General features: G+C 68.6%; 24 protein-coding genes. 18 read left to right on the top strand and 6 right to left on the bottom strand.

Features of this window, described 5'->3' with window-relative positions; all coding sequences use genetic code 11:
- Positions 1 to 9: 9 nt before the first annotated feature.
- The 3 genes from DS843_RS12880 to DS843_RS12870 all read left to right on the top strand — a co-directional run bounded on the left by DS843_RS12880 (position 10) and on the right by DS843_RS12870 (position 4179).
- Entirely contained in the window at positions 10 to 1368 is a 1359-nt protein-coding gene (locus DS843_RS12880; protein ID WP_149469286.1) for a cbb3-type cytochrome c oxidase subunit I, read from the top strand.
- A gap of 76 nt (positions 1369 to 1444) precedes the next feature.
- On the top strand, positions 1445 to 2257 hold the full coding sequence (locus DS843_RS12875; RefSeq protein WP_149469285.1) for a CbbQ/NirQ/NorQ/GpvN family protein: 813 nt from the start codon (positions 1445 to 1447) through the stop codon (positions 2255 to 2257).
- An 11-nt stretch (positions 2258 to 2268) separates the two neighbouring features.
- The gene (locus DS843_RS12870; RefSeq protein WP_149469284.1) at positions 2269 to 4179 is read left to right on the top strand and encodes a nitric oxide reductase activation protein NorD; all 1911 of its coding nucleotides are present in this window, start codon (positions 2269 to 2271) and stop codon (positions 4177 to 4179) included.
- Between the two features lie 4 nt (positions 4180 to 4183).
- Here the strand turns inward: DS843_RS12870 and DS843_RS12865 are convergent, their stop codons facing one another.
- Complete coding sequence (locus tag DS843_RS12865; RefSeq protein WP_149469283.1) at positions 4184 to 5086, bottom strand: ferritin family protein; 903 nt, start codon at positions 5084 to 5086, stop codon at positions 4184 to 4186.
- A gap of 212 nt (positions 5087 to 5298) precedes the next feature.
- Between DS843_RS12865 and DS843_RS12860 the strand changes: the two genes are divergently transcribed.
- The 10 genes from DS843_RS12860 (at position 5299) to DS843_RS12815 (ending at position 16385) form a co-directional block, all read left to right on the top strand.
- Positions 5299 to 7560: a NosR/NirI family protein gene (locus DS843_RS12860; RefSeq protein ID WP_149469282.1), complete on the top strand. Its 2262-nt coding sequence runs from the start codon at positions 5299 to 5301 to the stop codon at positions 7558 to 7560.
- Between the two features lie 52 nt (positions 7561 to 7612).
- Positions 7613 to 9541, top strand: coding sequence for a TAT-dependent nitrous-oxide reductase (nosZ, locus tag DS843_RS12855; RefSeq protein WP_149469281.1), 1929 nt, complete (start codon positions 7613 to 7615; stop codon positions 9539 to 9541).
- 136 nt (positions 9542 to 9677) lie between these two features.
- The gene (locus tag DS843_RS12850) at positions 9678 to 11045 is read left to right on the top strand and encodes a nitrous oxide reductase family maturation protein NosD (RefSeq protein ID WP_149469280.1); all 1368 of its coding nucleotides are present in this window, start codon (positions 9678 to 9680) and stop codon (positions 11043 to 11045) included.
- Positions 11042 to 11911, top strand: a complete 870-nt coding sequence (locus DS843_RS12845; RefSeq protein WP_149469279.1) for an ABC transporter ATP-binding protein — start codon at positions 11042 to 11044, stop codon at positions 11909 to 11911. The genes DS843_RS12850 and DS843_RS12845 overlap by 4 nt, the downstream gene beginning before the upstream one ends.
- Complete coding sequence (locus DS843_RS12840; RefSeq protein ID WP_149469278.1) at positions 11908 to 12738, top strand: ABC transporter permease; 831 nt, start codon at positions 11908 to 11910, stop codon at positions 12736 to 12738. Before DS843_RS12845 ends, DS843_RS12840 begins: the two co-directional genes overlap by 4 nt.
- Positions 12738 to 13349: a nitrous oxide reductase accessory protein NosL gene (locus tag DS843_RS12835; protein WP_149469277.1), complete on the top strand. Its 612-nt coding sequence runs from the start codon at positions 12738 to 12740 to the stop codon at positions 13347 to 13349. Before DS843_RS12840 ends, DS843_RS12835 begins: the two co-directional genes overlap by 1 nt.
- Positions 13346 to 14332: an FAD:protein FMN transferase gene (locus DS843_RS12830; protein ID WP_149469276.1), complete on the top strand. Its 987-nt coding sequence runs from the start codon at positions 13346 to 13348 to the stop codon at positions 14330 to 14332. Before DS843_RS12835 ends, DS843_RS12830 begins: the two co-directional genes overlap by 4 nt.
- Positions 14333 to 14359: 27 nt before the next feature.
- Positions 14360 to 14557 carry a twin-arginine translocase TatA/TatE family subunit gene (locus DS843_RS12825; RefSeq protein WP_149469275.1) on the top strand — a complete coding sequence of 66 codons (198 nt, stop codon included), beginning with the start codon at positions 14360 to 14362 and terminating at the stop codon, positions 14555 to 14557.
- 22 nt (positions 14558 to 14579) lie between these two features.
- Complete coding sequence (locus DS843_RS12820) at positions 14580 to 15290, top strand: cyclic nucleotide-binding domain-containing protein (RefSeq protein WP_149469274.1); 711 nt, start codon at positions 14580 to 14582, stop codon at positions 15288 to 15290.
- 18 nt (positions 15291 to 15308) lie between these two features.
- Positions 15309 to 16385, top strand: coding sequence for an NnrS family protein (locus DS843_RS12815; RefSeq protein ID WP_149469273.1), 1077 nt, complete (start codon positions 15309 to 15311; stop codon positions 16383 to 16385).
- A gap of 146 nt (positions 16386 to 16531) precedes the next feature.
- Here DS843_RS12815 and DS843_RS12810 read toward each other — a convergent pair whose 3' ends face one another.
- The 5 genes from DS843_RS12810 to DS843_RS12790 all read right to left on the bottom strand — a co-directional run bounded on the left by DS843_RS12810 (position 16532) and on the right by DS843_RS12790 (position 20200).
- Positions 16532 to 16900 carry a c-type cytochrome gene (locus tag DS843_RS12810; protein WP_149469272.1) on the bottom strand — a complete coding sequence of 123 codons (369 nt, stop codon included), beginning with the start codon at positions 16898 to 16900 and terminating at the stop codon, positions 16532 to 16534.
- Between the two features lie 84 nt (positions 16901 to 16984).
- Positions 16985 to 17893: a ubiquinone anaerobic biosynthesis protein UbiV gene (gene ubiV / locus DS843_RS12805; RefSeq protein WP_149469271.1), complete on the bottom strand. Its 909-nt coding sequence runs from the start codon at positions 17891 to 17893 to the stop codon at positions 16985 to 16987.
- A 12-nt stretch (positions 17894 to 17905) separates the two neighbouring features.
- Positions 17906 to 18904 carry a ubiquinone anaerobic biosynthesis protein UbiU gene (gene ubiU / locus DS843_RS12800; RefSeq protein ID WP_149469270.1) on the bottom strand — a complete coding sequence of 333 codons (999 nt, stop codon included), beginning with the start codon at positions 18902 to 18904 and terminating at the stop codon, positions 17906 to 17908.
- A gap of 4 nt (positions 18905 to 18908) precedes the next feature.
- Positions 18909 to 19556 carry a ubiquinone anaerobic biosynthesis accessory factor UbiT gene (gene ubiT, locus DS843_RS12795; protein ID WP_149469269.1) on the bottom strand — a complete coding sequence of 216 codons (648 nt, stop codon included), beginning with the start codon at positions 19554 to 19556 and terminating at the stop codon, positions 18909 to 18911.
- A gap of 131 nt (positions 19557 to 19687) precedes the next feature.
- Positions 19688 to 20200: a DUF2249 domain-containing protein gene (locus DS843_RS12790; protein ID WP_149469268.1), complete on the bottom strand. Its 513-nt coding sequence runs from the start codon at positions 20198 to 20200 to the stop codon at positions 19688 to 19690.
- A 203-nt stretch (positions 20201 to 20403) separates the two neighbouring features.
- On the opposite strand from DS843_RS12790, the gene DS843_RS12785 reads away from it, so the two are divergent.
- The 5 genes from DS843_RS12785 (at position 20404) to DS843_RS12765 (ending at position 25103) form a co-directional block, all read left to right on the top strand.
- Positions 20404 to 21129, top strand: a complete 726-nt coding sequence (locus DS843_RS12785; protein ID WP_149469267.1) for a Crp/Fnr family transcriptional regulator — start codon at positions 20404 to 20406, stop codon at positions 21127 to 21129.
- Positions 21130 to 21203: 74 nt separating this feature from the next.
- Positions 21204 to 21440: a DUF1858 domain-containing protein gene (locus DS843_RS12780; protein ID WP_149469266.1), complete on the top strand. Its 237-nt coding sequence runs from the start codon at positions 21204 to 21206 to the stop codon at positions 21438 to 21440.
- A 361-nt stretch (positions 21441 to 21801) separates the two neighbouring features.
- Entirely contained in the window at positions 21802 to 22194 is a 393-nt protein-coding gene (locus tag DS843_RS12775) for a hypothetical protein (protein WP_149469265.1), read from the top strand.
- Positions 22195 to 22773: 579 nt separating this feature from the next.
- Positions 22774 to 23322: a DUF4212 domain-containing protein gene (locus tag DS843_RS31755; protein ID WP_286192076.1), complete on the top strand. Its 549-nt coding sequence runs from the start codon at positions 22774 to 22776 to the stop codon at positions 23320 to 23322.
- 17 nt (positions 23323 to 23339) lie between these two features.
- On the top strand, positions 23340 to 25103 hold the full coding sequence (locus DS843_RS12765) for a sodium:solute symporter family protein (protein ID WP_149469263.1): 1764 nt from the start codon (positions 23340 to 23342) through the stop codon (positions 25101 to 25103).
- The last annotated feature ends 107 nt before the right edge of the window (positions 25104 to 25210 follow it).

Here is a 25210-nt window from a genome sequence, read left to right as displayed (position 1 = left end):
CGAAAGGCCATGAAATACGAATCCCAAAAGGTCGCGCTGCCCTATTTCTACGGCGCGCTGGCCCTGTTCGGTGTGCAGCTCCTGGTCGGCCTGCTGGCCGGCACGGTCTATGTGCTGCCCAACGTCCTGTCGGAACTGCTTCCCTTCAACGTCCTGCGCATGATCCACACGAACGCGCTGATCGTGTGGCTTCTGATGGGCTTCTTCGGCGCCGCCTACTACCTGATCCCGGAGGAGGCGGAGCGTGAACTGCACAGCCCGAAGCTGGCCTACATCCAGTTCGGCCTGTTCATGTTCGGCGCGCTGGCCGCCGTCGTCGGCTACGTCTTCCGCATCCACGAGGGGCGCGAATTCCTGGAACAGCCGACGTGGATCAAGGTCGCCATCGTCGTCGTGGCGCTGCTGTTCCTCTACAACATCTCCATGACGGTGCTGAAGGGCCGGCGCACGGTCATCACCAACATCCTGGTGATGGGGCTGTGGGGCATCGCGATCTTCTTCCTGTTCTCCTTCTACAACCCGACCAACCTCGCGCTGGACAAGATGTACTGGTGGTACGTCGTCCATCTGTGGGTCGAGGGCGTGTGGGAGCTGGTGATGGCCTCCATCCTCGCCTTCCTCATGATCAAGATGACCGGCGTCGACCGCGAGATCGTCGAAAAGTGGCTCTACGCCATCGTCGGGCTGGCCCTCTTCTCCGGCCTGCTGGGAACCGGGCACCACTATTACTGGATCGGCACGCCGGGCTACTGGCAGTGGATCGGCTCGCTGTTCTCGACGCTGGAGGTCGCCCCCTTCTTCTTCATGGTCGTCTTTGCGGTGAAGATGGTGCTGAAGGGCGGGCGCGATCACCCGAACAAGGCGGCCCTGCTGTGGTCGGTCGGCTGCGCGGTGACGGCCTTCCTGGGGGCGGGCGTCTGGGGCTTCCTGCACACGCTGTCCTGGGTCAACTACTACACCCACGGCACGCAGGTGACGGCGGCGCACGGGCATCTGGCCTTCTTCGGCGCCTACGCGATGATCAACCTCGCCATCTTCAGCTACGCCATGCCGCATCTGCGCGGCGTCGCGCCCTACCATCAGGCCCTCAACAAGGCCAGCTTCTGGCTGATGACCGGCGGCATGACGGTGATGACCTTCGCCCTGACCTTCGCCGGGGTCGTGCAGGTCCACCTCCAGCGCGTGATGGGCATGGACTACATGACCGTCCAGGCGGAGATCGCCCCCTTCTACTGGGTGCGTCTGGCCTCGGGTGCCGCGGTGTTCATCGGCGCCATCCTCTACCTCTACGCCCTGCTGGGTCCGGTGCCGGCGGCCCGGAAGGCCGGCAAGACCGGGGTCGGCGGCGCCGTCCAGCCCGCCGAGTGACCAGGGTCTTCCCCTCCTCCGCGCGCCGGGGGAGGGGACCTTCCTTTTCCGCCTTCCGTTCTTCGAGGAGACACCCATGACCCGCAGCGCCCTGAAGGCTGTCGCGGACGACCTCGACATCCCCTACTACAAGGCCGTCGGCGACGAGTGCGAGCTGTTCGAGCACGCCTTCCGTCACCGCCTGCCCCTGCTGCTGAAAGGCCCGACGGGCTGCGGGAAGACCCGCTTCGTGTCGCACATGGCGGCACGTCTGGGCCGCCCCCTCTACACCGTGTCCTGCCACGACGACCTGACCGCCGCCGACCTGACGGGCCGTTACCTGCTGAAGGGTGGCGACACGGTGTGGGCGGACGGCCCGCTGACCCGCGCCGTGCGCGAGGGCGCCGTCTGCTACCTCGACGAGGTGGTGGAGGCGCGCAAGGACGTGACCGTCGTGCTCCACCCGCTGACCGACGACCGCCGCCTGCTGCCGCTCGACCGCACGGGCGAACTGCTGGAGGCGCCGGACGACTTCATGCTGGTGGTGTCCTACAACCCCGGCTACCAGAACGTCCTGAAGACGCTGAAGCCCAGCACCCGCCAACGCTTCCTCGCCATCGAGTTCGATTTCCCGGCGCCCGAGGACGAAACCGCCATCGTGGCCCGCGAGAGCGGCCTGCCGGAGGGGCGCGTCGTCCCGCTGGTCCGGCTGGCCGGCGCGCTGCGCGCGCTGAAGGGCCAGGATCTGGAGGAGGGCGTCTCCACCCGCCTGCTGGTCTACTGCGCCACGCTGATCGGTTCCGGCGTCAAGCCCGAGCGGGCCATCCGCACCGCGCTGATCGAACCGCTGACCGACGACGCCGACGTGCGGCAGGCGCTGCTGCGCGTCGCCGACATCGCCCTGGGATAGGGAAACTGGCCATGCTGGAGCTGTTCGAGCCCGAGGAATTCATCGGCCGCCACTGGCACCGTCTGGTCGGCGGCCGGTCGAGCCTGCCGCGCCACCCGGACGCCGCCGTGACGCTGGAGTCGATCCGGCCCCGGCTGGGCGTGTTCTTCCGCGGGCTGGGCGGTGACCGGGGCGTGCGGCTGGCCGCCGCGGCGCGGGCGTCCTCCGGCCACCGCCTGTCGGTTCTGGAGCGCATCGGCCTGGGCACCGAACGTTTGGAGCGGCCCGCGCTGGATGGCGACGTGCTGCAACTGCCCGCTGCGCTCGACGTGTTCCCCGACGCCGCCTTGAACGAGCGGCTCTACGAGTGGCTGGCCGCGTACTTCGCCCACGCGGAAGCCGCCGGCGAGCCGCCCGCCGACCCCCTGCGGGCCGACGTGTGGGCGTTGCGGCAGGCCCAGGCGACCACGGCGCGGGTCCTCGCGCGCTGGCCGGGGCTGGCGCGGCTCCATGCGGAGCTGTGCGCGGCGCTGCTCGCCGCCCGTCCCAAGCGCTCCCTGCCGAAGGAGGAGGCCGCGGTGGAGGCCGCCGTGCTGGCCCTCCTCGGCGCGGGCGGCGGAGGGGCGGTGCTGGATGCGTCCGTCCCGCTCGACCGCTTCGCCGCGCCGGTGGGCTACAAGCCCTTCCTGCCGGTGCCGCTGTGGGGCGAGGTCGCGGGTCCGGCGGTCCCGCACGGCGTGGCGGCGGCCCCGGACGCCGCGGTGGAGGAGGGGTCCTCCGCACCCCCCGAAGGCGATGGCCAGCGCCGGAAGGCGAAGCGGCGCGACAGCGATCAGGTGCAGCGGGACGACCCGCTGATCCTCAACCGCTTCGAGAAGCTGTTCGGGCTGGCGGAGATGATGAACATCCCCCGCCCGGTCGATGACGACGACGAGGAGGGCGCCCGCCAAGCCGCCGACGATATGGAGGAGATCGCGCTCGCCCAGCACCAGCGCAAACCTTCGACCCGCCTGAAGCTGGACCTGGATCTGGCGCCCGCCGCCGTGGACGCGGCGCCGCTGACGGCGGTGCTGACCTACCCGGAATGGGACCATCGCCGCCGCGCCTACCACCCCGCCCATTGCCGCGTCGTCGCCGAGCCGGCGTCGGAGGAAGGGGAGGACTGGGCGCCCGACGAGGCCGCGCTGCGCCGCATCCGGCAGGTGCGCCGCCAGTTCGAGGCTCTGCGCCCCAAGCGCACCGTCTTCACCGGCCAGCCGGACGGGGACGACCTCGACCTGACCGCGCTGGTGCGCCGCTGCGCCGACCATCGCGCGGGCGGGGCCGGCAGCGACCGGGTCTATCAGGCCGCGCGCAACGCGGCGCGCGATCTGGCGGTGGCGGTTCTGGTGGACACCTCGCTCTCCACCGACGGCTGGGTGGACGGGCGCCGCGTGCTGGACGTGGAGAAGGAAGCCCTGCTGGCCCTGTCCAACGGGCTGAACGCCTGCGGCGATCCGCACGGGATCTTCGCCTTCACGTCAAAGAAGCGCGACTGGGTGCGGGTGCAGACGGTCAAGGAGTTCGACGAACCTTTGAGCGCCCGGGTGCAGCGCCGCGTACAAGCGCTGAAGCCCGGCCATTACACCCGCATGGGGGCGGCGCTGCGCCACACCGCGGCGCGTCTGGCGGAGCGGCCCAACCGCCACCGCCTTCTGATCCTGCTGTCCGACGGCAAGCCCAACGACGTGGACCATTACGAGGGGCGCTACGGCATCGAGGACACCCGCGTCGCGATCCAGGAAGCGCGCCGCCAGGGCATCGCCCTGTTCGGAATCACCGTGGACGCCGAGGCCCGCGACTATTTCCCCTACCTGTTCGGGCGGGGCGGCTACGCGATCTTCCCGCAGGTCACGCATCTGACGAAGGCGCTGCCGGCGCTGTACCGGCAGGTGGTGGGGTAGGTCCTCACCCCGCCGCGTCGAGCCGCTCCGCCAGCAGGGCGAGGTGGCCGACCACGGCCTCCTGAAGGCGCAGGGACTCGGTCAGGACCATCTCGTCCGTGGCCTGCGCCGCGACGTCGGCAAAGGCTTCGGCGAGGCGTTCGGAGGCGGCGACCGCCGCACTCAGGCAGGTGGGGGCGTCTTCAGGAGCGGACGCCCGCGACGGCGGTGCCCCGGAGTCGAACGGGATCAGCGCCCGCTCCTCCGCGGCGATGCGGGTCAGCAGCGCGGCGCCTTCGCCGTCGCCCAGGGCATGCAGGCGCACCGCCAGAGCCGTGTGCTCGGCGGCGGTGGCGGACAGCAGGGCGACGACCAGCCGTTCCAGTTCCGCAGGCGTGTCGGCGCGGGCGGGCTTGCGCTCCGCTTGGCCGCGCTCGCGTCGGAAGGCCTTGCGGCGTTCGCGGCGGAGCAGGGCGGCGTGGCGGAGTTCCTCGCGGGCCAGCGCCTCGGCGTGGGTGCGGACCGGCTCGTCCGGCGCGCTTGCGGAAATGTAACTGTAGAAGGCGAAGGCGCGCTGCTCGTTGAGCACCGCCAGCGACAACGCCTGGTAGGGCGTCAGGCGGGTCCGCTCGGTCAGCTCGTCCCAGGAGGCGGCAAGCTCCGGCGGCAGCCGCCAGAGGAAGGCCGGAGCGTCGGGGGAGGGACGGCCAAGGCTGCGCGCCCAGCCGTCCACGGCCCGGACATGGTCCTGCTCCTCCGCGATCAGGGCGCGGAAGGTGGCGGCGGTGTCGGTCTCGCCGCGCTGGTCCATCAGGGCCGCCAACTGCGTGTAGCGGCGCACCGCCTCCTGCTCCAGAGCCAGTGCGACGCCGAGAAGTTCGTCCAGCGAGCGGACCCCGCCCTGAGGCTCGTGGCGCAGCAGCGGCATGGCGTCACCTCAACTCCAAAAACAGTTTGCGTAAAATACAATCTTCTGTTCCGCACGGTCATGGAACGCGGAACGTCGGGAAGAGGGTAGTCGGAAATCATTTTCACCGAATTGACGCCGGTCAAGAGCAGGTCCCCGAGCCTGTGGTCTCATGACGGTGTCAACGGGGCCTGCGGCCTCTTGATCAAGATCAAGACTTCAGGGCAAGGGTGATGGTCGCGGACATCTTGCGGAGAACACGCGCGCTTGTGGTGGGGCTGCTGATTCTGCTGGCCGGGTTCGGCACGGCAGACGCCGCCGAAGCGCTGCTGACACGGTATCTCGGCACGGTGCAGCCGGGCGACCTCGCCGCCGGGGCGGACCGCTTCGGCACACCCCTGCCGAACGCGCCCGTGGTGCCCATCCACAAGGGCGGCGCGCTGGTCGGCCATGCCTATCTGACCTCCGACTTCGTGAACACGACCGGCTATTCGGGTCGTCCGATCCATGTGATGGTCGGGCTGGCGCCGGACGGCACGGTGACCGGGGCGAAGCTGGTGGACCACCACGAGCCCATCGTCCTGATCGGCATCCCGCCCGCAAAGGTCAACGCCTTCATCGACGGCTACGTCGGCAAGAACGTGCTGGCGCTGGCCTCGCAGAGCGCGTCCAGCCCGCCGGTGGACATCGTGTCCGGCGCCACCGTGACGGTGATGGTGATCGGCGATTCCATCATCCGCTCCGGCAAGAAGGTGTTGCAGGCGCTGGGCGCGCCGGGGGCGGCGGAAGCCGCGCCGACCGTGGCCCGCAGCCTCGACCTGTCCAAGACCGGAATTGAGGATTGGACGACGCTGGTCGGGGACGGCTCCGTCCGCCGCCTGTCCCTGACGGTGGGCGAGGTGAACGCCGCCTTCGAGCGCACCGGCAAGGCCGAGGCCATCGCCCGCCCCGAACCCGGCGAGCCCAACGATGGCTTCATCGACCTCTACGCGGCGCTCGCCACCATTCCCGCCGTCGGGCGCTCCCTGCTGGGCGACGCGGAGTACGAGACGCTGGTGCAGCGGCTGAAGCCGGGCCAGCACGCCATCGTCGTGGCCGGGCAGGGGCGCTATTCCTTCAAGGGCTCGGGCTATGTGCGCGGCGGCATCTTCGACCGCTTCGAGCTGGTGCAGCACGAGGGCGCGATCCGCTTCCGCGACCGCCTGCACAAGCGGCTGGGCTCCCTGGCTGCGGCGGGGGCGCCGGACTTCGCGGAAATCGGCCTGTTCATCATCCCCGAGAATGCCGGGTTCAACCCTGCCGACCCGTGGCGCCTGCAACTGCTGGTGCAGCGTGCGACCGCCGCGCTCGACAAGGCTTTCGTCACCTTCGACCTCGGCTACCAGCCGCCGGAGAAGTTCCTGAAGGCCGAGCCGGTGGCTGCTCCCCCCGCCGCCGCGACGGTGGCGCCCGTGTCGGTAGCGCCGGTGGAGCCGGAGGCCGCCGAGGAAACCCCGCTGTGGCGGCGCATCTGGGAAAGCCGGCTGTTCGACATCGCCGTGGTGGCGGTCGCCATCCTGCTGCTGACCGGCATCTTCTTCTTCCAAGACCAGCTCGTGAAGCGCCCGGCCCTCTACGAGCGGGTGCGCACCGGGTTCCTGGTCTTCACGCTGGTCTGGCTCGGCTGGTACGCGACGGCGCAGTTGTCGGTGGTCAACGTGCTGACCTTCGCCAACGCGCTGCGCACCGACTTCCGCTGGGACTATTTCCTGATGGACCCGCTGGTGTTCATCCTGTGGTTCTCGGTCGCCGCGTCGCTGCTGTTCTGGGGCCGGGGCGCCTTCTGCGGCTGGTTGTGCCCGTTCGGCGCGCTGCAGGAGCTGGCCTCCAAGGCGGCCAAGAAGCTCGGCGTGCGGCAGATCACGGTGCCCTTCGGGCTGCACCAGCGGCTGTGGCCGATCAAGTACATGATCTTCCTGCTGCTGTTCGGCCTGTCGCTGACCTCGCTGGCGACGGCGGAGAAGGCGGCGGAGATCGAGCCCTTCAAGACCGCGATCATCCTGCATTTCGTGCGCGAGTGGTGGTTCGTCCTGTTCGCCGTGGCTCTGATCGCCGCCGGCCTGTTCATCGAGCGCTTCTTCTGCCGCTACCTGTGCCCGCTGGGCGCGGCGCTCGCCATCCCCGGCCGGCTGCGGATGTTCGACTGGCTGCGCCGCTACAAGGAATGCGGCAACCCCTGCCGGCGCTGCGCCAACGAATGCCCGGTCCAGGCGATCCACCCCGACGGGTCGATCAACCCCAACGAATGCATCCAGTGCCTCCACTGCCAGGTGCTCTACCACCACGACCGCAAATGCCCGGTCATGATCCAGAAGCGCCTGAAGCGGGAGCGCCGCGACGCCACCCATTCCACCAGCACGGGGGCCGGCACGGCTGCCGAGGCCAAACCCCGCGCCGCCGTGCTGAACACCGATCCTGCGACCGGACACCTGTCCGTCCGGCCGGAAGGACTTTGACCCACCGGGTCGAATCTGAAGCCCCGTTGAGGGGACATCGAAGGAGCTGACCATGTCGAACGATAAGGCTGAGCGGACGGGAGTGAACCGCCGCGATCTTCTGGGGGGAACGGCCAAGGCGGCAGCGCTGGCGGGAATCGCCGGCGCGGTGGCCGGCGGCACGGCGGGCAGCGCGCTGTTCGGCGCGGCGCCGGCCCAGGCCGCCGGATCGGGCAACCAGAAGTACGAGGTGAAGCCCGGCGACCTCGATGAGTATTACGTCTTCCACTCCGGCGGCCAGTCGGGCGAGCTTCGCATCCTCGGCCTGCCCAGCATGCGCGAACTGCACCGCATCCCGGTGTTCAACCGCTGCAGCGCCTCCGGCTGGGGCCTGACCAACGAGAGCCGGAAGATCCTGAACGACGGGCTGTCGGAGGACACGCGCAAGTATCTGGCGAACCATGGCGGCACCTGGCTGAACGGCGACCTCCACCACCCGCACATGTCCTTCACGGACGGCACCTACGACGGCCGCTACATCTTCGTGAACGACAAGGCGAACACCCGCGTCGCCCGCATCCGCTGCGACATCATGAAGGTCGACAAGGTCATCGAGATCCCGAACGTCTCGGCGATCCACGGCCTGCGCCTGCAGAAGTACCCGCGCACCGGCTACGTCTTCGCGAACGCGGAGCAGCTCGTGCCGATGCCGAACGACGGCAAGAACATCGACCCGAAGAACTACCGCACGCACTTCTCCGCCATCGACGGCGACAGCATGAAGGTGTCGTGGCAGGTCCGCGTGGACGGCAACCTCGACAACACCGAGGCGGACTATCAGGGCAAATACGCCTTCTCGACCTGCTACAACTCCGAATCCGGCGTGACCACGGCGGAGATGACGGCGAACGAGCAGGATTGGATCGTCATCTTCAACATCAAGCGCATCGAAGAGGCGGTTAAGGCCGGCAAGGTCGAGGTGATGAACGGCGTTCCGGTCGTGGACGGCCGCCACGGCTCGCCCTTCACCCGCTACGTGCCGATCCCCAACAGCCCGCACGGCATCAACGCCGCACCCGATGGCATCCACGTCACGATCAACGGCAAGCTGTCGCCGACCGTCTCGGTGATGGACGTCCGCCTGCTGGACGACCTGTTCGCCGACAAGATCAAGCCGCGGGACGTCATCGTGGCCGAGCCGCAACTGGGCCTCGGGCCTCTGCACACCGCCTACGACGCGCGGGGCAACGGCTACACCACGCTGTTCCTCGACAGCCAGATCGTGAAGTGGAACATCGACAAGGCCAAGCGCGCCTACAAGGGCGAGAAGGTCGATCCGATCATCCAGAAGCTGGACGTGCATTACCAGCCGGGCCACACCCACTCCTCCATGGGGCAGACCAAGGAGGCCGACGGCAAGTGGCTGGTCGTGCTGAACAAGTTCTCCAAGGACCGGTTCCTCAACGTCGGTCCGAGCAAGCCGGAGAACGACCAGCTCATCGACATCTCGGGCGACGAGATGAAGCTGGTGCACGACGGCCCGACCTACGCCGAGCCGCACGACACGCTGATCGTCCACCGCTCCAAGCTGAACCCGAAGAGCGTCTACACCCGCGACGATCCGATGTGGGAAGAGGCCCGGCAGCAGGCCAAGAAGGACGGCGTGGTCCTGGAGGATGACGCCAAGGTCATCCGCGACGGCAACAAGGTCCGCGTCTACATGTGGCAGCGCGCCCCAGCCTTCGGGCTCGAGGAGTTCACGGTCAAGCAGGGCGACGAGGTGACCGTCTACCTCACCAACATGGACGATGTGGACGATCTGGCCCACGGCTTCACCCTGTCGAACCACGGCATCGCCATGGAGATCGGGCCGCAGCAGACCAGCTCGGTCACCTTCGTCGCCGAGCGTCCGGGCGTGCACTGGTACTATTGCCAGTGGTTCTGCCATGCCCTGCACATGGAGATGGGCGGCCGCATGATCGTCGAGCCGCGCGCGTCGTAAAGGCGCCACCGCTCGCCCCCACCCTAACCCTCCCCCGCTGGGCGGGGGAGGGAACAGGGACGCTCCATCTCCCTCCCCCGCTCAGCGGGGGAGGGTCGGGGTGGGGGGACACGCCGCACACAGACAAGGCAAGCCAATGCCCCACCACTCCCCACTCCCCCTCCTCGCCGCGGCCCTCGCCTTCGCCGCCGGAACGGCCTGCGCCGCCACGGTGACGGTGGCGCCGGGCGGGCTGGAGGGCGCGCTCGCCGCGGCGGCGGCGGGCGACACGCTCGTCCTTGCCCCCGGCACGCATCCCGGTCCCGTCGTGGTCCGGACGCCGGTCACGCTGCTCGGCCAGCCGGGCGCCGTGATCGACGGGGGAGGGCAGGGGAACGCGGTGACCATCTTCGCCCCCGACGTGACGGTCCGCGACGTCGAGGTGCGCAATTCCGGAATCAGCCTGTCGGAGCAGAACACCGGCATCTTCCTGGGCAAGGAGGCGCACCGGGGGGTGATCGAGGGCAACCGGCTGCGCGACAACCTGATCGGCATCTATGTCTGGGGCGCCCATGACGCGATGGTCCGGGGCAACGACGTGGCGGGCCGCACGGATTTGCGCGTCGCCGAGCGGGGCAACGGCATCCAGCTCTGGAACGCGCCGGGCACGCAGGTGGTGGACAACCGCGTCCGGGACGGGCGCGACGGCGTCTTCACCACGACGTCGAAGAAGAACCTGTTCGCCCGCAACCGGTTCGAGCGGGTGCGCTTCGCCGTCCACTACATGTACACGAACGACTCCGAGGTGTCGGACAACCTGTCGGTCGGCAATCATGTCGGCTACGCGATCATGTATTCGAACAACCTCGTGATCCGGAACAACCGCTCGAAGGGTGACCGGGAGCATGGGCTGCTGCTGAACTACGCCAACAGCGCGGTCATCGAGGGCAATGTGATCGACGGGCATCTGTCGCCCGAACAGGCCGCGCCGGTGGAGGTGGCCGCCGACAAGGACATGCCGGTGGCGACCGACGGACCCGTCGAGGGCCAGCGCACCGGCACCTGGAAGTGCGTCTTCATCTACAACGCCAACAAGAACCGCTTTTCCGGCAACCGCTTCGAGGGCTGCGAGATCGGCGTGCACTTCACCGCCGGGTCGGAGCGCAACACGTTGACCGGCAACGCCTTCATCGGCAACCGTACCCAGGTCAAGTATGTCGGGACACGCCACCTCGACTGGTCGGAGAAGGGGCGAGGCAACTACTGGTCCGACAACGCCGCCTTCGACCTGAACGGAGACGGCGTCGCCGACGAGGCGTACCGCCCCAACGACGTGATCGACCGCGTGATGTGGGCCTATCCGGCGGCGAAGCTGCTGATGAACAGCCCCGGCGTGCAGGTGATCCGCTGGGCGCAGAAGCAGTTCCCGGCGCTGCACCCCGGCGGCGTGATCGACAGCGCCCCGCTGATGAACCCGCCCCCGCCTCCGGCGCTGGCCCAGACGGCGGAAAGGAAAACACCATGAGCGACATGCCCACCATCCGCGTTCAGGGAATCTCCAAGCGCTACGGCGATGCCTTCGCCGTGCGGGAGGTGGACCTGGACCTCGCCCCCGGCGAATGCGTCGCCATGGTTGGCCACAATGGCGCGGGCAAAAGCTCGCTCATCAAGCTGATGCTGGGGCTGACCACGCCGACCGCGGGCAGCGTCCGCGTGCTGGGCGGCGATCCGGCGAGCGCCGCCGCCTCCCACATCCGGCGGCAGGTCGGATTTCTGCCGGAAAGCGTGGCCTTCCACCCCAGCATGACGGGGCGGGAGACGCTGGACTTCTACGCGCGGCTGAAGAGCGTTCCGCGCGGCGGCAACGACGCGCTGTTCGAGCGGGTGGGGCTGGAGCCCGCCGCCGTGAAGCGCCGCGTCGGCACCTATTCGAAGGGCATGCGGCAGCGGCTGGCGCTGGCCCAGGCGCTGCTCGGCGGGCCGAAGGTGCTGTTCCTGGACGAGCCGACGACCGGCCTCGACCCGGCGCTGCGCCAGAGCTTCTACGAGATCGTGCGGGACCTGCGCGACGCCGGCACCACCGTTCTGCTGTGCAGCCACGCCCTGACCGAACTGGAAGGGCAGGCCGACCGCGTGGTGGTGATGAACCGCGGGCGCAAGGTCGCCGACGGCTCGCTCGCCACGCTGCGCGGTCTGGCTCAGTTGCCGGTGCGCATCCGCCTGACCCTGCCGTCCGGGGAGGTCGTGGAGACGGCCTGCGCCAACGACGACAAGGTGGCGACGGTCCGCCGCATCGCCTGCGAAGGCCCGGAGATCGCCGACATCGAGGTCGTTCAGCCCAGCCTGGACGAGATGTACGCCCACTTCCTGCGCCGGGAGGCTGCGGAATGAACATTCTTCTGACGATCGCCGCCAAGGAGGTGCGCGACGGCCTGCGGAACCGCTGGGTCGTCGCCACCACGCTGCTGATGGCGGCGCTGGCCCTGACGCTGAGCTTCCTGGGAGCGGCCCCGACCGGCACGGTCGGCGTCGGTCCGGTGGAGGTGACCATCGTCAGCCTGTCCAGCCTGACCATCTTCCTGCTGCCGCTGATCGCGCTGCTGCTGTCCTTCGACGCGGTGGTGGGCGAGATCGACCGGGGCACCATGACGCTGCTGCTGTCCTACCCGGTGGCGCGCTGGCAGGTGCTGATCGGCAAGTTCCTGGGCCACGCCGCGATCATCGCCTTCGCCACCGTGTTGGGCTACGGCGCCGCCGGTGTGGCGCTGGCGATGGGTGGGACGGAGATCGGCCCGGAGAGCTGGCGCGCCTTCGCCGCCATGATCGGGTCGAGCGTCCTGCTGGGCGCCGCCTTCACGGCCATGGGCTACCTCGCCTCCACGCTGGTCCGCGACCGCGGCACGGCGGCGGGCATCGCCGTGGCGATCTGGCTGGTGATGGTCCTGCTCTACGACATGGCGCTGCTGGGGATGCTGGTGGCGGACGGCGGGAAGACGGTGAACGCCGGCCTGCTGAACGGGCTTCTGCTCGCCAACCCGGCGGACGCTTTCCGCCTGTTCAACCTGACCGGCTTCAAGAGCGTCAGCCAGTTCGCCGGCACCGCCGGGCTGGCCGCGCAGGTGCAGGTGTCGGCCTCCGTCCTGCTGGCCGTCCTGGCCGGCTGGGTCGCCGCACCGCTGGCGCTGGCCGCCGTCCTCTTTTCCAGAAGGCAGATCTGATGCGCACCTCCCTGAAAGCCACGCTGCTGGCCGTCGGCCTGCTGCTGCCGCTGTCCGCCTGCCAGCAGCAGAAGGCGGAGACCGCCCCGCCGCCGCCCGTCGCCATCACCGCGGACGCGATCGGCCACTATTGCGGCATGAATCTCGCCGACCATCCCGGCCCGAAGGGCCAGATTCTGGTGGGCGGGCGGGACCGTCCGGTCTGGCTGTCGTCGGTCCGCGACACCTTCGCCTTCACCATGCTGCCGGAAGAGGCGAAGGACCTCCGCGCCATCTACGTGACCGACGTCGGCACGTCCGCCGACCCGCGCAAGCCCGACCTGTCCGTCTGGATCGAGGCGCGCAAGGCCTGGTACGTGGTGGGCAGCCGCCAGCGCGGCGGTATGGGCGAGGCCGAGCCCTTCCCCTTCGCCGAGGAAGCCGCCGCCCGCCGTTTCGCCGCCGACAACGGCGGAACGGTCAAGCGCTTCGCCGACGTCAAGGAGGACGAGATCCTCTATCCCCAGACACCCCAGGAGCAGACCGCTTCTGACGAGTTCACTGAACACGGTGGCGGGCATGGGGCTGGGCATGGCGCCGGGCATGGCACCGGGCACGGGGCGAAGCCATGACGACCCGGCGCCGCTTCCTTGGGATCGCCGCGGCCTCCGCTGGGCTGGCCCTGCTGCCGGGTTGGCTGCGGGCGGAGGGCGTTCCGGTGCGGACGTGGCGCGGCGTCGCGCTGGGCGCGGACTCCCTGATCCAACTGGCCCATCCGGACCCCGCCGAGGCCGACCGCCTGATCGCCCTGTGCCTGGAGGAGGTCGCGCGGCTGGAGCGCGTCTTCAGCCTCCACCGGGCGGATTCCGCGCTGGTCCGCCTGAACCGCGACGGCGTTCTGGATGCGCCGCCCGCCGATCTGGTCCGGCTGCTGTCCGACGCGGTGGCTGTCAGCCGCCGCACCGACGGCGCCTTCGACCCGACCGTGCAGCCTCTGTGGCAGCTCTACGCCGGCCATTTCGCCCGCCCCGGCGCCGATCCCGCCGGTCCGCCGTCCGCCGCCGTCCGCGCGGCCAGGGAGCTGGTGGATCGCCGCAGGCTCCGCGTCGCGCCGGACCGCGTCGCCTTTTCCGGGCGGGGCATGGCGGTGACGCTGAACGGCATCGCCCAGGGCTACATCACCGACCGCGTGTCCGAACGGCTGCGGGCGGAGGGCATGACCGACGTGCTGGTGGACTTGGGCGAAATCCGGGCGCTGGGCCACCATCCCTCGGGCCGTCCCTGGACGGTCGGCCTCGCCGATCCGGTGGTGGAGGGCCGCAACGCCGACACGCTGGAGATCGCGGACCGGGCGGTGGCGACGTCGGGCGGCTACGGCACGCCCTTCGATCCCGCCGGGCGCTTCACGCACCTGTTCGATCCGGAGACGGGCCGCTGCGCGCAGGGCTGGCTGGCCGTGACGGTGCTCGCCCCCGACGCCACCACCGCCGACGCCCTGTCCACCGCCCTGTCGGTCGCGCCGGAAGCGCGGGCCGCCGGAATCCTCGACCGCTTTCCGGGCGTTGCCGCCCGTCTCACCCGCCGCGACGGGAGCGTCCTCGCGCTGCGGGCCTGACCACACTTTACTTGGGAGATCATCGTCATGGGCAGTTTCAGCCTGATGCACTGGGCCATCGTTCTGCTTCTCGTCCTGCTCCTGTTCGGGGCCGGCAAGCTGCCGAAGGTCATGGGCGACCTCGCCAAGGGCGTGAAGTCCTTCAAGGCCGGCCTGAAGGACGATGAGTCCGACGCCGCCCCGGTTCTTATGGAGGCGCCGCGCAAGCCCGCGTCCGAAGCCTGACCGCGACACCAGAGCCGCTGCGATGAGACAGGGCGCCCTGACGCTGATGCGCGGCCTCCCGCTGTTCGAGGGGGTCGGCGACGAGACACTGGAGGCGCTGACCTACGGCGCCCTTCACCAGTGGTTCCCGCGCGAGACACGGCTGTTCGCGGAGGGGGAGATCCCGGATTTCCTGCACGTCCTCGTCGAGGGCACGGCCATGCTGGCCGGCTGCGACGAGGCGGGGCAGGAGACGGTGATCGACATCGTACGCCCCGGCGATTGCTTCGTGCCGGCGGCGGTGCTGGCCGATCGGCCCTACCTGATGTCGGGGCGGACGCTGGAATCCTCGCGGATACTGATGCTGGCCGCCCCCGTCCTGCGGGCGCAGGTCGCGCGCGACCACGCATTGGCGCTGCGGATGATGAGCACGCTGGTCGGGCAGTGCCGCGGGCTGGTGCGCGAGGTGAAGAACCTCAAGCTGCGCTCGACGACCCAGAGGCTGGCGGCCTTCATCCTGTCCCAGGTCGATTCGTCCATGGACGATGCGGAAGACGGCGTGACGGTCGAATTGCCGGTGAGCAAGCGCGTTCTGGCCAGCCGCCTGGGCATGACGCCGGAGCAGTTGTCCCGCACCTTCACGAAGCTGTCCCCCGACCAGCTCCACGTCACGGGCAACACCGTCCGCGTCCGGTCGGTCGAGCGGCTGCGCCGGCATTGCAACGTCGGCCATCCCGACGGCAATTCCCTGTGAGCCGCGCCGGGGCCTGAGGTGCCGTTCCGTCCCTTCTTCCTGCTGGCGGCGCTGGACGGGCTGCTGGCGGTGGGCGTGTGGGTGCCGGTCCTGCTGGGGTGGGACGTTTCCGGCATCATTCCGGACGTGCCGGGATGGCACGGGCGGGCGCTGCTGTTCGGCACGCTGCCGGCGATGATGGCCGGATTCCTGCGTACGGCCCTGCCGCGATGGACCGGACGTCCCTTGGTCGGGGCGGGCGTCTGGCCACGCCTCGTGCCGCTTTGGCTGGCGGGGCGGGCGCTGTCGCCCTGGGTCGCGGCGGCGCACGCGCCGTTCCTTGTTGTGCTCGCCCTTCTGGTGACGGTTCAGGTCGCCGCCGCGCGGGATCGGCGCAACGCGGTCGTCGCGGTCTTGGCCGTAGCTCTGGCCGGGGCCGCGCTGTGCGCCTCGGTCCCCGTGGCTCTGGCGGTGCTGCTCGGGCTGGTCATGCTGCTGGGCGGGCGCATCGCGCCGAGCCTGACCGCAACCCATCTGGGCCTGCCCGGCAAGGAGATGCTGTTCGCCGACCGTCCCTGGTTCGAACGCGCCGCCGCCTTGGCCGCCGCCTTCGCCCTTACGGGCTGGCTGACCACGCCCACCTGGGGAGGCACCGCCGCCGTGAGCCTTCTCGCCGCGGCGATGCAGACGGCGCGTCTGCTCCAGTGGCGGGGATGGCGGACGCTCGACCGCCCTTCGGTCCTCGCCGTGCACGCCGCCTATGCCTGCGTGCCCCTGGGTTTCACCGCTCTGGCCACAGCGCCTGGCATGGCGGTCCATCTCTGGACGGTCGGAGCGCTCGGGCTGATGGGAGCCGCGGTGATGTCGAGCATGATCCGCAAGCATGCGGGCAACGCCTTCGCGCGGTCGGCGGGAGTGACGGCCTGCTACGCGGTCATCGGTCTGGCCGTCGTCCTGCGGGCCGGAGCCGGGGCCGAGGTGGCGGGGGAGGGCCGCGGCCTGTTGCTGCTGGGTGCCGCCTGCGCCTGGAGCGGAGCGGCGGTCCTGTTCCTGGCCGCCTTCGGGCGCATCCTTGTTCTTGGCAGCCCGGCAAAAGAGAAAACGCCCATCGGCTGAAGGCCGATGGGCGTGAGAGGATTGAAAAACGGGAGAGTACTCGTCCAGCGGGGACGCAATCGATCAACGATTGTGTGTCCACTTTGGCGAATGGACGCTCTCCCATCCTTGACGGTGGTCAAGCCGCCGGAAAATCCGGCCTCCGTTCAACTGTTTTTCTTCAGATAGGCGATCAGGTCCTTGCGGGACTGCTCGTTCTTCACGCCGGAGAAGGCCATCTTGTTACCAGGGATGGCGGTCTTGGGATCGGTCAGATAGCTGTCGAGCGTCGCCTCGTCCCAGGTGCCGGCGCTCTTCATCGCGTCGGAATATTTGAAGCTCTCGATGGCGCCGGCCTTTCGCCCGACGACGCCGTGCAGGTTGGGGCCGACGCGGTTCGGGCCGCCGGCCTCGATGGTGTGGCAAGCCTTGCACTGATTGAACACCTTCTCGCCGGCTGCGGCGTCCTGCGCGGCGGCGATGCCGGGGAACGACGCGGCCAGCCCGAAGGCGAGCAGGGCAAACATGCGCTTCATGGGGGTTTCCTCTTCAGACGGACTCAAAGGTCGGCCGGGCCGCGCAGGGAATGGCGGTCCGGCGGACATCGGATGGCGGGTGATTCAGAGGGCCGGCGCCTCGGCGTAGGCCGCACCCGCCATGTTGTGGAAGAAGCCGTTTTCCAGCGGAACGTCGGTCATCCGGCGCAGCTCCGCCATCACGTCCTGTCCGTCGCGCTCGCCGTCCAGAACGGCGCGGAAGGCCTTGGCGACGGCGACCATGTCGAGGTCCTGCGGCGACAGCCGGAAGCGGCGGATGCCCATCGCCCGCAGCCGGTCCATCTCCGCCGCCAGCGCCAGATAGCCGTGCGACAGGGTCTGCGTCCCGTTGACCGACAGGAAAGGCTGGCCATCGACGGTGCCGACCGGCATGCCGTCCGGATCGTTGGCGCAGACGAACTGGCAGCCGTCCTTGTGCAGCCCATGAGCCCGCGCGTGGTAGCAGCGGGCGGAGATGGCGAGCGGCGCGCGCCCGAACACCTGAACCTCCATGGACAGGCCGAGCGCGGTCCCCATCTTCGCCATCACGGCGACGGCGTCGGCGGGCAGCTCCGCCGGCAGGGACACGGCGACGGCCCCGCGCCCGGCCAGCCACGCCAGGGTCGCCTCGTTGTAGCTGTTGATGAAGGGGCCGACCGCATGGCGCCGCCCCTCCAGCAGGGCCAGAGCGCCCATGTCGTTGGCCTCCATGGGCAGCAGGTCGCACTCCAGAAGGTCGCGCATCGCCGCGCGCTCGCGGGCGCTGCCCACCAGGATCGGGCTGGCGAGCCAGACCTCCTTCCCGGCGGCGGCCAGGCGCCCGATCACCTCGTCCAGGACCGGGGCGAGGAAAGGGGCGCGCTTGGAACAGACAATCTCGCCGACGACGACGGCGTCGACCGGCGCCTCGTCGGCGATGCGGGCGTAGAAATCGCGCCAGCGCTCCGCCGGCCAGTTGAACAGCACGGGGCCTAGGGTCAGGGCAGGCTTCATCAACGCAACTCCTCAGCGCCACGCGCGGGTGTAGGCTCCGGTGGTCTGGGTCCCACCCTCGACCATCGCCTCCAGGTCGAGCGGCGGCACGGGCTGCCCCTGCGCGAAGGCGTCCAGCGCCCGGCGGTAGGCGCCGACCACGGCGGCGATGTAGGCCTTGCCCCGCTGGCGGCCTTCGATCTTCAGGGCGCACACCTTGGCGGCCTTCAACTCCGGCAGCAGTTCCAGCGCGTTGAGGCTGGTCGGCTCCTCAAACAGATAGGCCGGATCGGCGGACGTCCCGCCGCCGGGCACGAAGCGCCCCTTGCACAGGGTCGGGTAGCCCGCCGGCTCCCCGGCGCCGAAGACGTTGATGGTGAAGCCGCCGAGGCGGGAGGCCAGAGCGTCGCCGCGCGGCTCGTACCGCACATGGCTGGCGGGAGAGCAGACACCCTGCTTGTTGGGCGACAGTCCGGTCGCGTACGAGGAGAGCGAGCAGCGACCCTCAGCCATCGGGCAGAGGCCGCCGAAGACGAAGACCTCCGTCTCCACGTCCACCTCGGCGTTCAGCCGGGCGATCTCCGGCACCGTCAGCACGCGGGGCAGCACGACCCGCCGCACGCCGAAAGCATCGCGGTAGAGCCGGATCGCCTCGGCGTTGGCGGCGGAGGCCTGCACCGACAGATGCAGCCGCAGGTCCGGATGGCGCCGCGCCGCGTAGTCGAGCAGTCCGAGGTCCGCCAGGATGACCGCGTCCGCCTTCAGCCGCGCGGCGTCGTCCACCGCGCGCTGCCAGGGGGCGAGGTTGCCGGCCTGCGGATAGGTGTTGATGGCGACGAAGACCTGGACGGAGCGCGCGTGGGCGTAGGCCACGGCCTCCGCCAGTTCGGGCCGCGAGAAGTTCAGCCCGGGGAAATTGCGCGCGTTGGTCTCGTCGCGGAAGCCCAGATAAACGGCGTCGGCGCCCGCGTCCACGGCGGCGCGCAGCGCGGCGGGGTTGCCCGCCGGGCAGATCAGTTCGAAGGGATTCATGCCGTCAGGTTCCCTGCCGCGGCCCGGACAGCCGCCGTTCCAGAACGGCCATGCCCCAGCGCAGCGGCGGCGGGGCAAGGCGGCGCGCGGTGTCGAGCAGGCCGATCACCCGCGCGGCGTTGCGCCGTGCGACGGGCAGGGCGTGCCGCAGCGGACCGGCCGCGGCGGCGATGTCGGCGAACAGGTCCATCTCCTCGCCGTCCAGCGTGTTGCGGAGCGCCAGGATCAGGGCGGTGTCGCCCTCGATGGACAGTTCGCGGCGGAAGAACAGCGCGTCGCCGTCGATGCGCCCTTCCAGCAGGTCGAGAAGGCGCGCGCAGGGACCGCGCACCGTGGCCTCCGCCTCGGCGGTCCGGTCGCAGACCCGCAGGGCGAGGCTGGGGCCGACGCGGAGCAGCAGGGCGGCGGGGGCATCCACCGGGTCGATGAGCAGGCGGGCGTCGGGCAGTTCGCCGAGCGCGGCGAAGGCGCGCGGGTGGCGCGCCTCCAGAATCCGCAGGAGCCGGTCGAACAGCATCCCTCCGGCGCCCCCTCCGCCGCCGCCGCCGAGCCGGTGCGCCAGCCCCAGCCCGGCCCGCGTCAGGCGGACTTCGATGTCGCGGGCTTGGTCTTCGGGGGATCGGTCCTGAATCGCGGGGCCGGGATCGCGCATCGCGCCTGTCTCCTCCCATTGGGAATCGGTGTGCGGCGGGCGGTGCCCGCCGGGCTTCCGCAATAGGACCCGCGGGCCATCCCATCCTTGACGGCGGTCAAGCCCACGCTTCCGAAGGATCGGAAAGGCGATCAGCCGCACATGCCGCCGCAGCAGGAACCGGAGCGCCGGGCCACCAGCCGCTCGTAGGAAAGGCGCAATTGCCCGGCGGGCGGGATGACGCCGTGCATCAGGTCGAGCACCTGCTCCGCGGTCGTGCCCGGCGGGCAGTCGGTGATCTCGCAGACCAGCCCGCCGTCCGCCACGCCCAGCGGCGTTTCCGCCGCGACCGCGGTGGCCTGCCCGCCGCGCCCGATGCGAACCCGCAGGGAGGTGGCCGGCGCGGTGCCCGATTCCGGACGTTCGATGCGGACCCGCCAGAGTTCCGGCCCGCGTTCGAGATAGGTCCAGCTCACCGCGTCGCCGAACAGGGCCTGGATTTGAAGGTAGAGGGGGCGCGGGTCATGGTCGTTCACGAGCACGAAGCCGCGGCCCGGCGCCAGTTCCTGAGTGGCCTGGAGGATCAGGGGGTGGCGCTGGTAGGGCGGAATGGACTGGACGTCGATGACCGGCTCGGCCGCGGTGGCGTGTTCGGCGTTCTGCATGGGAGGGTCCGCAGGGTTGTGATGTGCGGGCAACCGTAGAGGGCCGGAGGAGTCGGCTCTTTGTTCCAGCACAAACTGCGGGCCGGGTTGCGGCGCCCCGCGCGGACGGGCATTTTGAAGGGCAACCTTTCCGTGACGGTTTCCCGCGAGGGTGGCCGACTGCCCATGGCCCTGCTCCATGGCCCTGCCCTGAGGATCATCCGATGACGCCGCTCGCCCCCGATCCCACCGTGCTGCGTGGCCTGCGGCTGTTCACCGGGCTGGACGCGGCGGCCCTGTCCGAGATCGTCCGGTCCGCCCACACCCGCCGGATCGAGAAGGGCACCACCATCTTTTCCCAGGGCGACCCGGCGGCGCTCTGCCATGCGCTGATCGACGGGCGGGTCAAGATCGTCCAGACCGGGGCCGACGGGCAGCAACTGGTGGTCCGCTACATCGGTGCCGGGGAGATGTTCGGCACGGCGGCGGTGTTCTCGGGCGGAATCTATCCCGCCGACGCTCTCGCCATGGTCGATTGCGTCGGCGTCCACTGGTCCGCCGCCACGATGGGCGATCTGATGGAGCGTTATCCCCGCATCGCGCTGAACGCCCTGGACATCGTCGGCCGCCGCCTGCAGGAGGTGCAGACGCGCCTGCGCGAGATGTCCACCGAACGGGTCGAACGGCGGGTCGCCCATGCGCTCCTCCGTCTGGTCCGTCAGGCAGGGCGCCGGGTCGGGAACGGGGTGGAAATCGACTTTCCGCTGTCCCGCCAAGACATTGCGGAGATGACCGGGACCACGTTGCACACCGTGAGCCGCATCCTCAGCGGGTGGGAGGGGCAGGGTATCGTCGAGGGCGGACGCCAGCAGGTGACGATCCGCCAGCCTCACGCCCTGGTCGCCATCGCCGAGGATTTGCCCAGGCCGGCGAAGCCGGAGGACACATAACGGGAGACCGAACCTCCGTTCCGTTTGCGCGGGCGCAAAGAGACGCGCGTGGGCTTGTGCTAAAGGGTGCCGTCATGATCGCTTCCTCATCCCATTCCGCCTGCGGAGACCTGCCGTCCTCCTCCGACCTTGTCGAGGACGTGCTGGAACGCTGGCCATCGACGCTATCGGTGTTCCTCAGGCACCGGATGGCTTGTCCCGGTTGCCCTATGGCCCGGTTCCAGACCGTTGCCGAGGTGGCGGATGATTACGGTCTCGACACCGCCGCGCTGCTGAACGAATTCGCGTTGGCCATTGCGGGAAAAGGCTGAGGTTCTTCTGGCCTGAAGGACGGCAGGCAAGGCCGCGTTCCGCGTTTCATGCTTTTTCGAGTTTCCATAACGTACCTTATGGAATTTACAGGCGCAGCCGGTCCGCTTCTCCCCCGGCAGTTCAACGCCTGCATCAGTACGAGAGCTAACCGGTGTTCGGGGGTCACACCCGCATTCCCGCCTCCTGTGCGCCAACATAGCGTCCCTTGCGGCGAGAAGATGGTGCGCTCATCGATCGTGTCGGTCCGTTCCGGCTGACGGCGGGATTCTGCCGCGTCGGCCCGCTCCGCACGCAAGCTTGGTCCGAAGATAAGACTTGATTTGTTTGTGCAGCTAACGCACAAATTGATGCATGATGTGTGTGGCGAATCACCTGCTGACCGGAGCCAGGGCCATTGCGATAGCCCTGCTTCTGTCGTTGGCGCCATTGCTGATGCCCACGCAGGGCGCACACGCCGAGATACTGCCCATACCCATGAATGTGCAGTACGACGTCACGTCCGTCACCTCAGCGAGTGCGGAGGAAACGGCGGTCTCCCCGGCCGATGACGCGTTGCAGGACAGCATCATCGCCGTTCTTGAGAACAGCAACGGCGACGCCGAACGCAGCAGCGACGAATCCGTTCCTCTCGTGGCATCGCCCCGCTCGACCCCCGTCGATTCCATCGCTCTGTTCTCCGAGCCCGACGGCCGCCCCCATTGGGGCGCGACGCCCTGCTGGCGTCCTCCCACGCATCTCCCGATCGGCGCGTAACCGCGGTCTCTCCGGCCCAGCCGAAGGCTCGGCCCGAATAGACTGACACAACAGGCGCGCCTGTCCGGCGGACGATTCCGCGCCCTTCCCTGCCGCGCCGTCGAGCCGCCACCAGCAATCCCTCCCCCATCGCGTCGGAGTCCGGCGCACAACGAAACGTCGTCACACGAAAAGCGGCACCTCAGCCGAAGCCAAGGTGCCGATAGAGTGTGACGCACTAGAAAGAAAAGTGCCATATCGCGTCTGCCTGCAGTATCAGCAAGCAAACGCTGGTCCGACTGGTCCGAGGAGCCTGCTATCCATGTATGCGGTAAGCATAGATAAATAGGAGCCTCTCTGGATGCTTGGCGTCTCGCGTTTCATAAAACGGCGTGACGCAAGCGCCATGTGGCACAACAGAAGGTATTCACTGCCGAATGGCGAGTCAACAACGATATTCGTTTTAATAAAATGCTGCTGTGCAACAAGGAAGTCGGAAATAGCGTGGCATCAAAACCGCCGTCGGCACGGTTTGGTGTTCGGGTTACTGGAGAGATGCGGCCTTTTTACCTATGACCTAGTGGATGTATATTTTTCCGTATGAGGTTTGGTACGGACGATCAGCCGGACGGCTGCGCACTGCGCAGCCGCGACACCACGAGTCTTGCCCGGAGTTCGTCTTCTCTTAATACCGAAAATCGTGGCTATTTATCTGGTGTTGTTTACGTTTCTCTAGACCACCCCGCGAAAAAGCGATATGACCATGGGGCAGCAGGTCACGCGAGCATCCGCCGTGGAACGCCGCTCCTTAGCCCCTCGCGGACGGCCATGCGCCATAAAATATTAAAATCTAGGGGGATCGTACTCATGACAGTGAACAGCGCAGATTCAGCACAGACCGCACAACGCAACAGTTATTGGCAGGCATCGCTGCGTCTCATCATGTTCTGCCTGGTGATATGGTTCGTTGTTTCCTATGGGTTCGGCATTCTTCTCGTCGACCAACTGAATGCCATCAATCTCGGAGGCTTCAAGCTCGGCTTCTGGTTCGCGCAGCAGGGCTCGATCTATATCTTCGTCGCCCTGATCTTCTTCTACGCGATGCGAATGAACGTCATCGACCGGCAACACGACGTTCACGAAGATTGAGCGAAGGGGCAACGGGAATGGAACTCAAGACGCTTACCTATCTCGTCGTCGGCGCCAGCTTCGCGCTGTACTTCGGGATCGCCCTCTACACCACGGCGCGCAGCACGGGTGATTTCTATGTGGCCGGCAAAGGCGTGCATCCGGTCGTCAACGGCATGGCCACCGCCGCCGACTGGATGAGCGCCGCCTCCTTCATTTCCATGGCCGGCCTGATCGCCTTCCTGGGCTATGGCGGCTCGGTCTACCTGATGGGCTGGACCGGCGGCTACGTGCTGCTCGCCATGCTGCTGGCCCCGTACCTGCGCAAGTACGGCAAGTTCACGGTGCCGGAATTCATCGGCGACCGGTACTATTCCAAGGCCGCCCGCCTGGTGGCGGTGGTCTGCCTGATCTTCATCTCCTTCACCTATGTCGCGGGCCAGATGCGCGGCGTCGGCATCGTGTTCTCGCGCTTCATGGAAGTGAGCGTCGAGACCGGCCTGATCGTCGGCATGGGCATCGTGTTCGTGTACGCGGTGCTGGGCGGCATGAAGGGCATCACCTACACCCAGGTGGCCCAGTACATCGTGCTGATCTCCGCCTACACGGTCCCGGCCGTCTTCATCGCCTTCAACCTGACCGGCAACCCGATTCCGCAGATCGCCATGGGCTCGGAGCTGACTTCGGGCGGCTACATGCTCGACCGGCTGAACACCGTGGTGACGGATCTCGGCTTCGCGGCCTACACCGCCGGCAACAAGACGACCATCGACATCTTCTGCATCACGCTGGTGCTGATGGCGGGCACCGCCGGCCTGCCGCACGTCATTGTGCGCTTCTTCACCGTGCCGAAGGTGCGTGACGCCCGCTCGTCCACCGGCTGGGCGCTGGTCTTCATCGCCCTGCTCTACACCGTGGCCCCGGCGGTCGGCGCCATGGCCCGCTACAACCTGACCACCACGATCCAGAACGGCGAGGTCGGCGTCGCCACCGCGAACCTGGAGTACGAGCAGCGCCCCGAGTGGTTCCAGCGCTGGGAGAAGACCGGCCTGCTGGCCTTCCAGGACAAGAACGGCGACGGCCGCATCCAGTACTACAACGACAAGAATCCGCAGTTCGCCGAGAAGGCCTCCGCCTGGGGCTGGAAGGGCAACGAGCTGACCGTCAACAACGACATCATGGTGCTCGCCAACCCGGAGATCGCGAACCTGCCGAACTGGGTGATCGCGCTCGTGGCCGCAGGCGGCATCGCCGCTGCGCTCTCCACGGCCGCGGGTCTGCTGCTCGTCATCTCGTCGTCGATCTCGCACGACCTGATGAAGGGCGCGCTCACCCCGAACATCACGGAGAAGCAGGAACTGACAGCGGGCCGATTGGCCGCGGCGGTGGCCATCCTGATCGCCGGCTATCTGGGGTGGAATCCGCCGGCCTTCGTGGCGCAGGTGGTGGCCTTCGCCTTCGGTCTGGCGGCGGCATCGCTGTTCCCGGCGATCCTCATGGGCATCTTCTCCCGGACGATCACCCGCGAGGGCGCGATCGCCGGCATGCTGACCGGCCTCATCTTCACGATGGGCTACATCCTGTACTTCAAGGGCATCTTCATCACCCCGTTCGCCGCCGACGTCCCGGCCAACTGGATGTTCGGCATCTCTCCGGAGGGCATCGGCTCGGTGGGCATGCTCCTGAACTTCCTCGTGGCCTTCGCCGTCAGCAAGATGACGGCGGCCCCGCCGCGCGACGTGCAGGAGCTGATCGAGACCATCCGCCTGCCGGCGGGTGCCGGAAGCGCCCACAGCCACTGATCCGTCGGATCGGATGACCGAATGATGCCAACGGCACCTGAAGGCGCCGTTGGCATCACCCTCTCAATCAACGCTAACGCATTGATCTGACGGGTTTCACGGTTGAA

The organism is Roseomonas genomospecies 6, assembly GCF_008365375.1.
Classification (GTDB): Bacteria; Pseudomonadota; Alphaproteobacteria; order Azospirillales; family Azospirillaceae; genus Azospirillum.
Note: the sequence above shows the minus strand (reverse complement) of the source record. Positions and strands in the feature narration are given on the sequence as shown.

Coding starts and splice junctions, on each gene's coding strand:
- DS843_RS12875 (WP_149469285.1), top strand. CDS start 1,445: ATGACCCGCAGCGCCCTGAAGGCTGTCGCGGACGACCTCGACATCCCC.
- ubiU (WP_149469270.1), bottom strand. CDS start 18,904: ATGAATCCCTTCGAACTGATCTGCCCGGCGGGCAACCCCGCCGCGCTG.
- DS843_RS12835 (WP_149469277.1), top strand. CDS start 12,738: ATGCGCACCTCCCTGAAAGCCACGCTGCTGGCCGTCGGCCTGCTGCTG.
- DS843_RS12840 (WP_149469278.1), top strand. CDS start 11,908: ATGAACATTCTTCTGACGATCGCCGCCAAGGAGGTGCGCGACGGCCTG.
- DS843_RS12870 (WP_149469284.1), top strand. CDS start 2,269: ATGCTGGAGCTGTTCGAGCCCGAGGAATTCATCGGCCGCCACTGGCAC.
- nosZ (WP_149469281.1), top strand. CDS start 7,613: ATGTCGAACGATAAGGCTGAGCGGACGGGAGTGAACCGCCGCGATCTT.
- DS843_RS12790 (WP_149469268.1), bottom strand. CDS start 20,200: ATGCAGAACGCCGAACACGCCACCGCGGCCGAGCCGGTCATCGACGTC.
- DS843_RS12785 (WP_149469267.1), top strand. CDS start 20,404: ATGACGCCGCTCGCCCCCGATCCCACCGTGCTGCGTGGCCTGCGGCTG.
- DS843_RS12820 (WP_149469274.1), top strand. CDS start 14,580: ATGAGACAGGGCGCCCTGACGCTGATGCGCGGCCTCCCGCTGTTCGAG.
- DS843_RS12810 (WP_149469272.1), bottom strand. CDS start 16,900: ATGAAGCGCATGTTTGCCCTGCTCGCCTTCGGGCTGGCCGCGTCGTTC.
- DS843_RS12845 (WP_149469279.1), top strand. CDS start 11,042: ATGAGCGACATGCCCACCATCCGCGTTCAGGGAATCTCCAAGCGCTAC.
- DS843_RS12850 (WP_149469280.1), top strand. CDS start 9,678: ATGCCCCACCACTCCCCACTCCCCCTCCTCGCCGCGGCCCTCGCCTTC.
- DS843_RS12825 (WP_149469275.1), top strand. CDS start 14,360: ATGGGCAGTTTCAGCCTGATGCACTGGGCCATCGTTCTGCTTCTCGTC.
- DS843_RS12880 (WP_149469286.1), top strand. CDS start 10: ATGAAATACGAATCCCAAAAGGTCGCGCTGCCCTATTTCTACGGCGCG.
- DS843_RS12780 (WP_149469266.1), top strand. CDS start 21,204: ATGATCGCTTCCTCATCCCATTCCGCCTGCGGAGACCTGCCGTCCTCC.
- DS843_RS12765 (WP_149469263.1), top strand. CDS start 23,340: ATGGAACTCAAGACGCTTACCTATCTCGTCGTCGGCGCCAGCTTCGCG.
- ubiV (WP_149469271.1), bottom strand. CDS start 17,893: ATGAAGCCTGCCCTGACCCTAGGCCCCGTGCTGTTCAACTGGCCGGCG.
- ubiT (WP_149469269.1), bottom strand. CDS start 19,556: ATGCGCGATCCCGGCCCCGCGATTCAGGACCGATCCCCCGAAGACCAA.
- DS843_RS12865 (WP_149469283.1), bottom strand. CDS start 5,086: ATGCCGCTGCTGCGCCACGAGCCTCAGGGCGGGGTCCGCTCGCTGGAC.
- DS843_RS12830 (WP_149469276.1), top strand. CDS start 13,346: ATGACGACCCGGCGCCGCTTCCTTGGGATCGCCGCGGCCTCCGCTGGG.
- DS843_RS12860 (WP_149469282.1), top strand. CDS start 5,299: ATGGTCGCGGACATCTTGCGGAGAACACGCGCGCTTGTGGTGGGGCTG.
- DS843_RS31755 (WP_286192076.1), top strand. CDS start 22,774: ATGAGGTTTGGTACGGACGATCAGCCGGACGGCTGCGCACTGCGCAGC.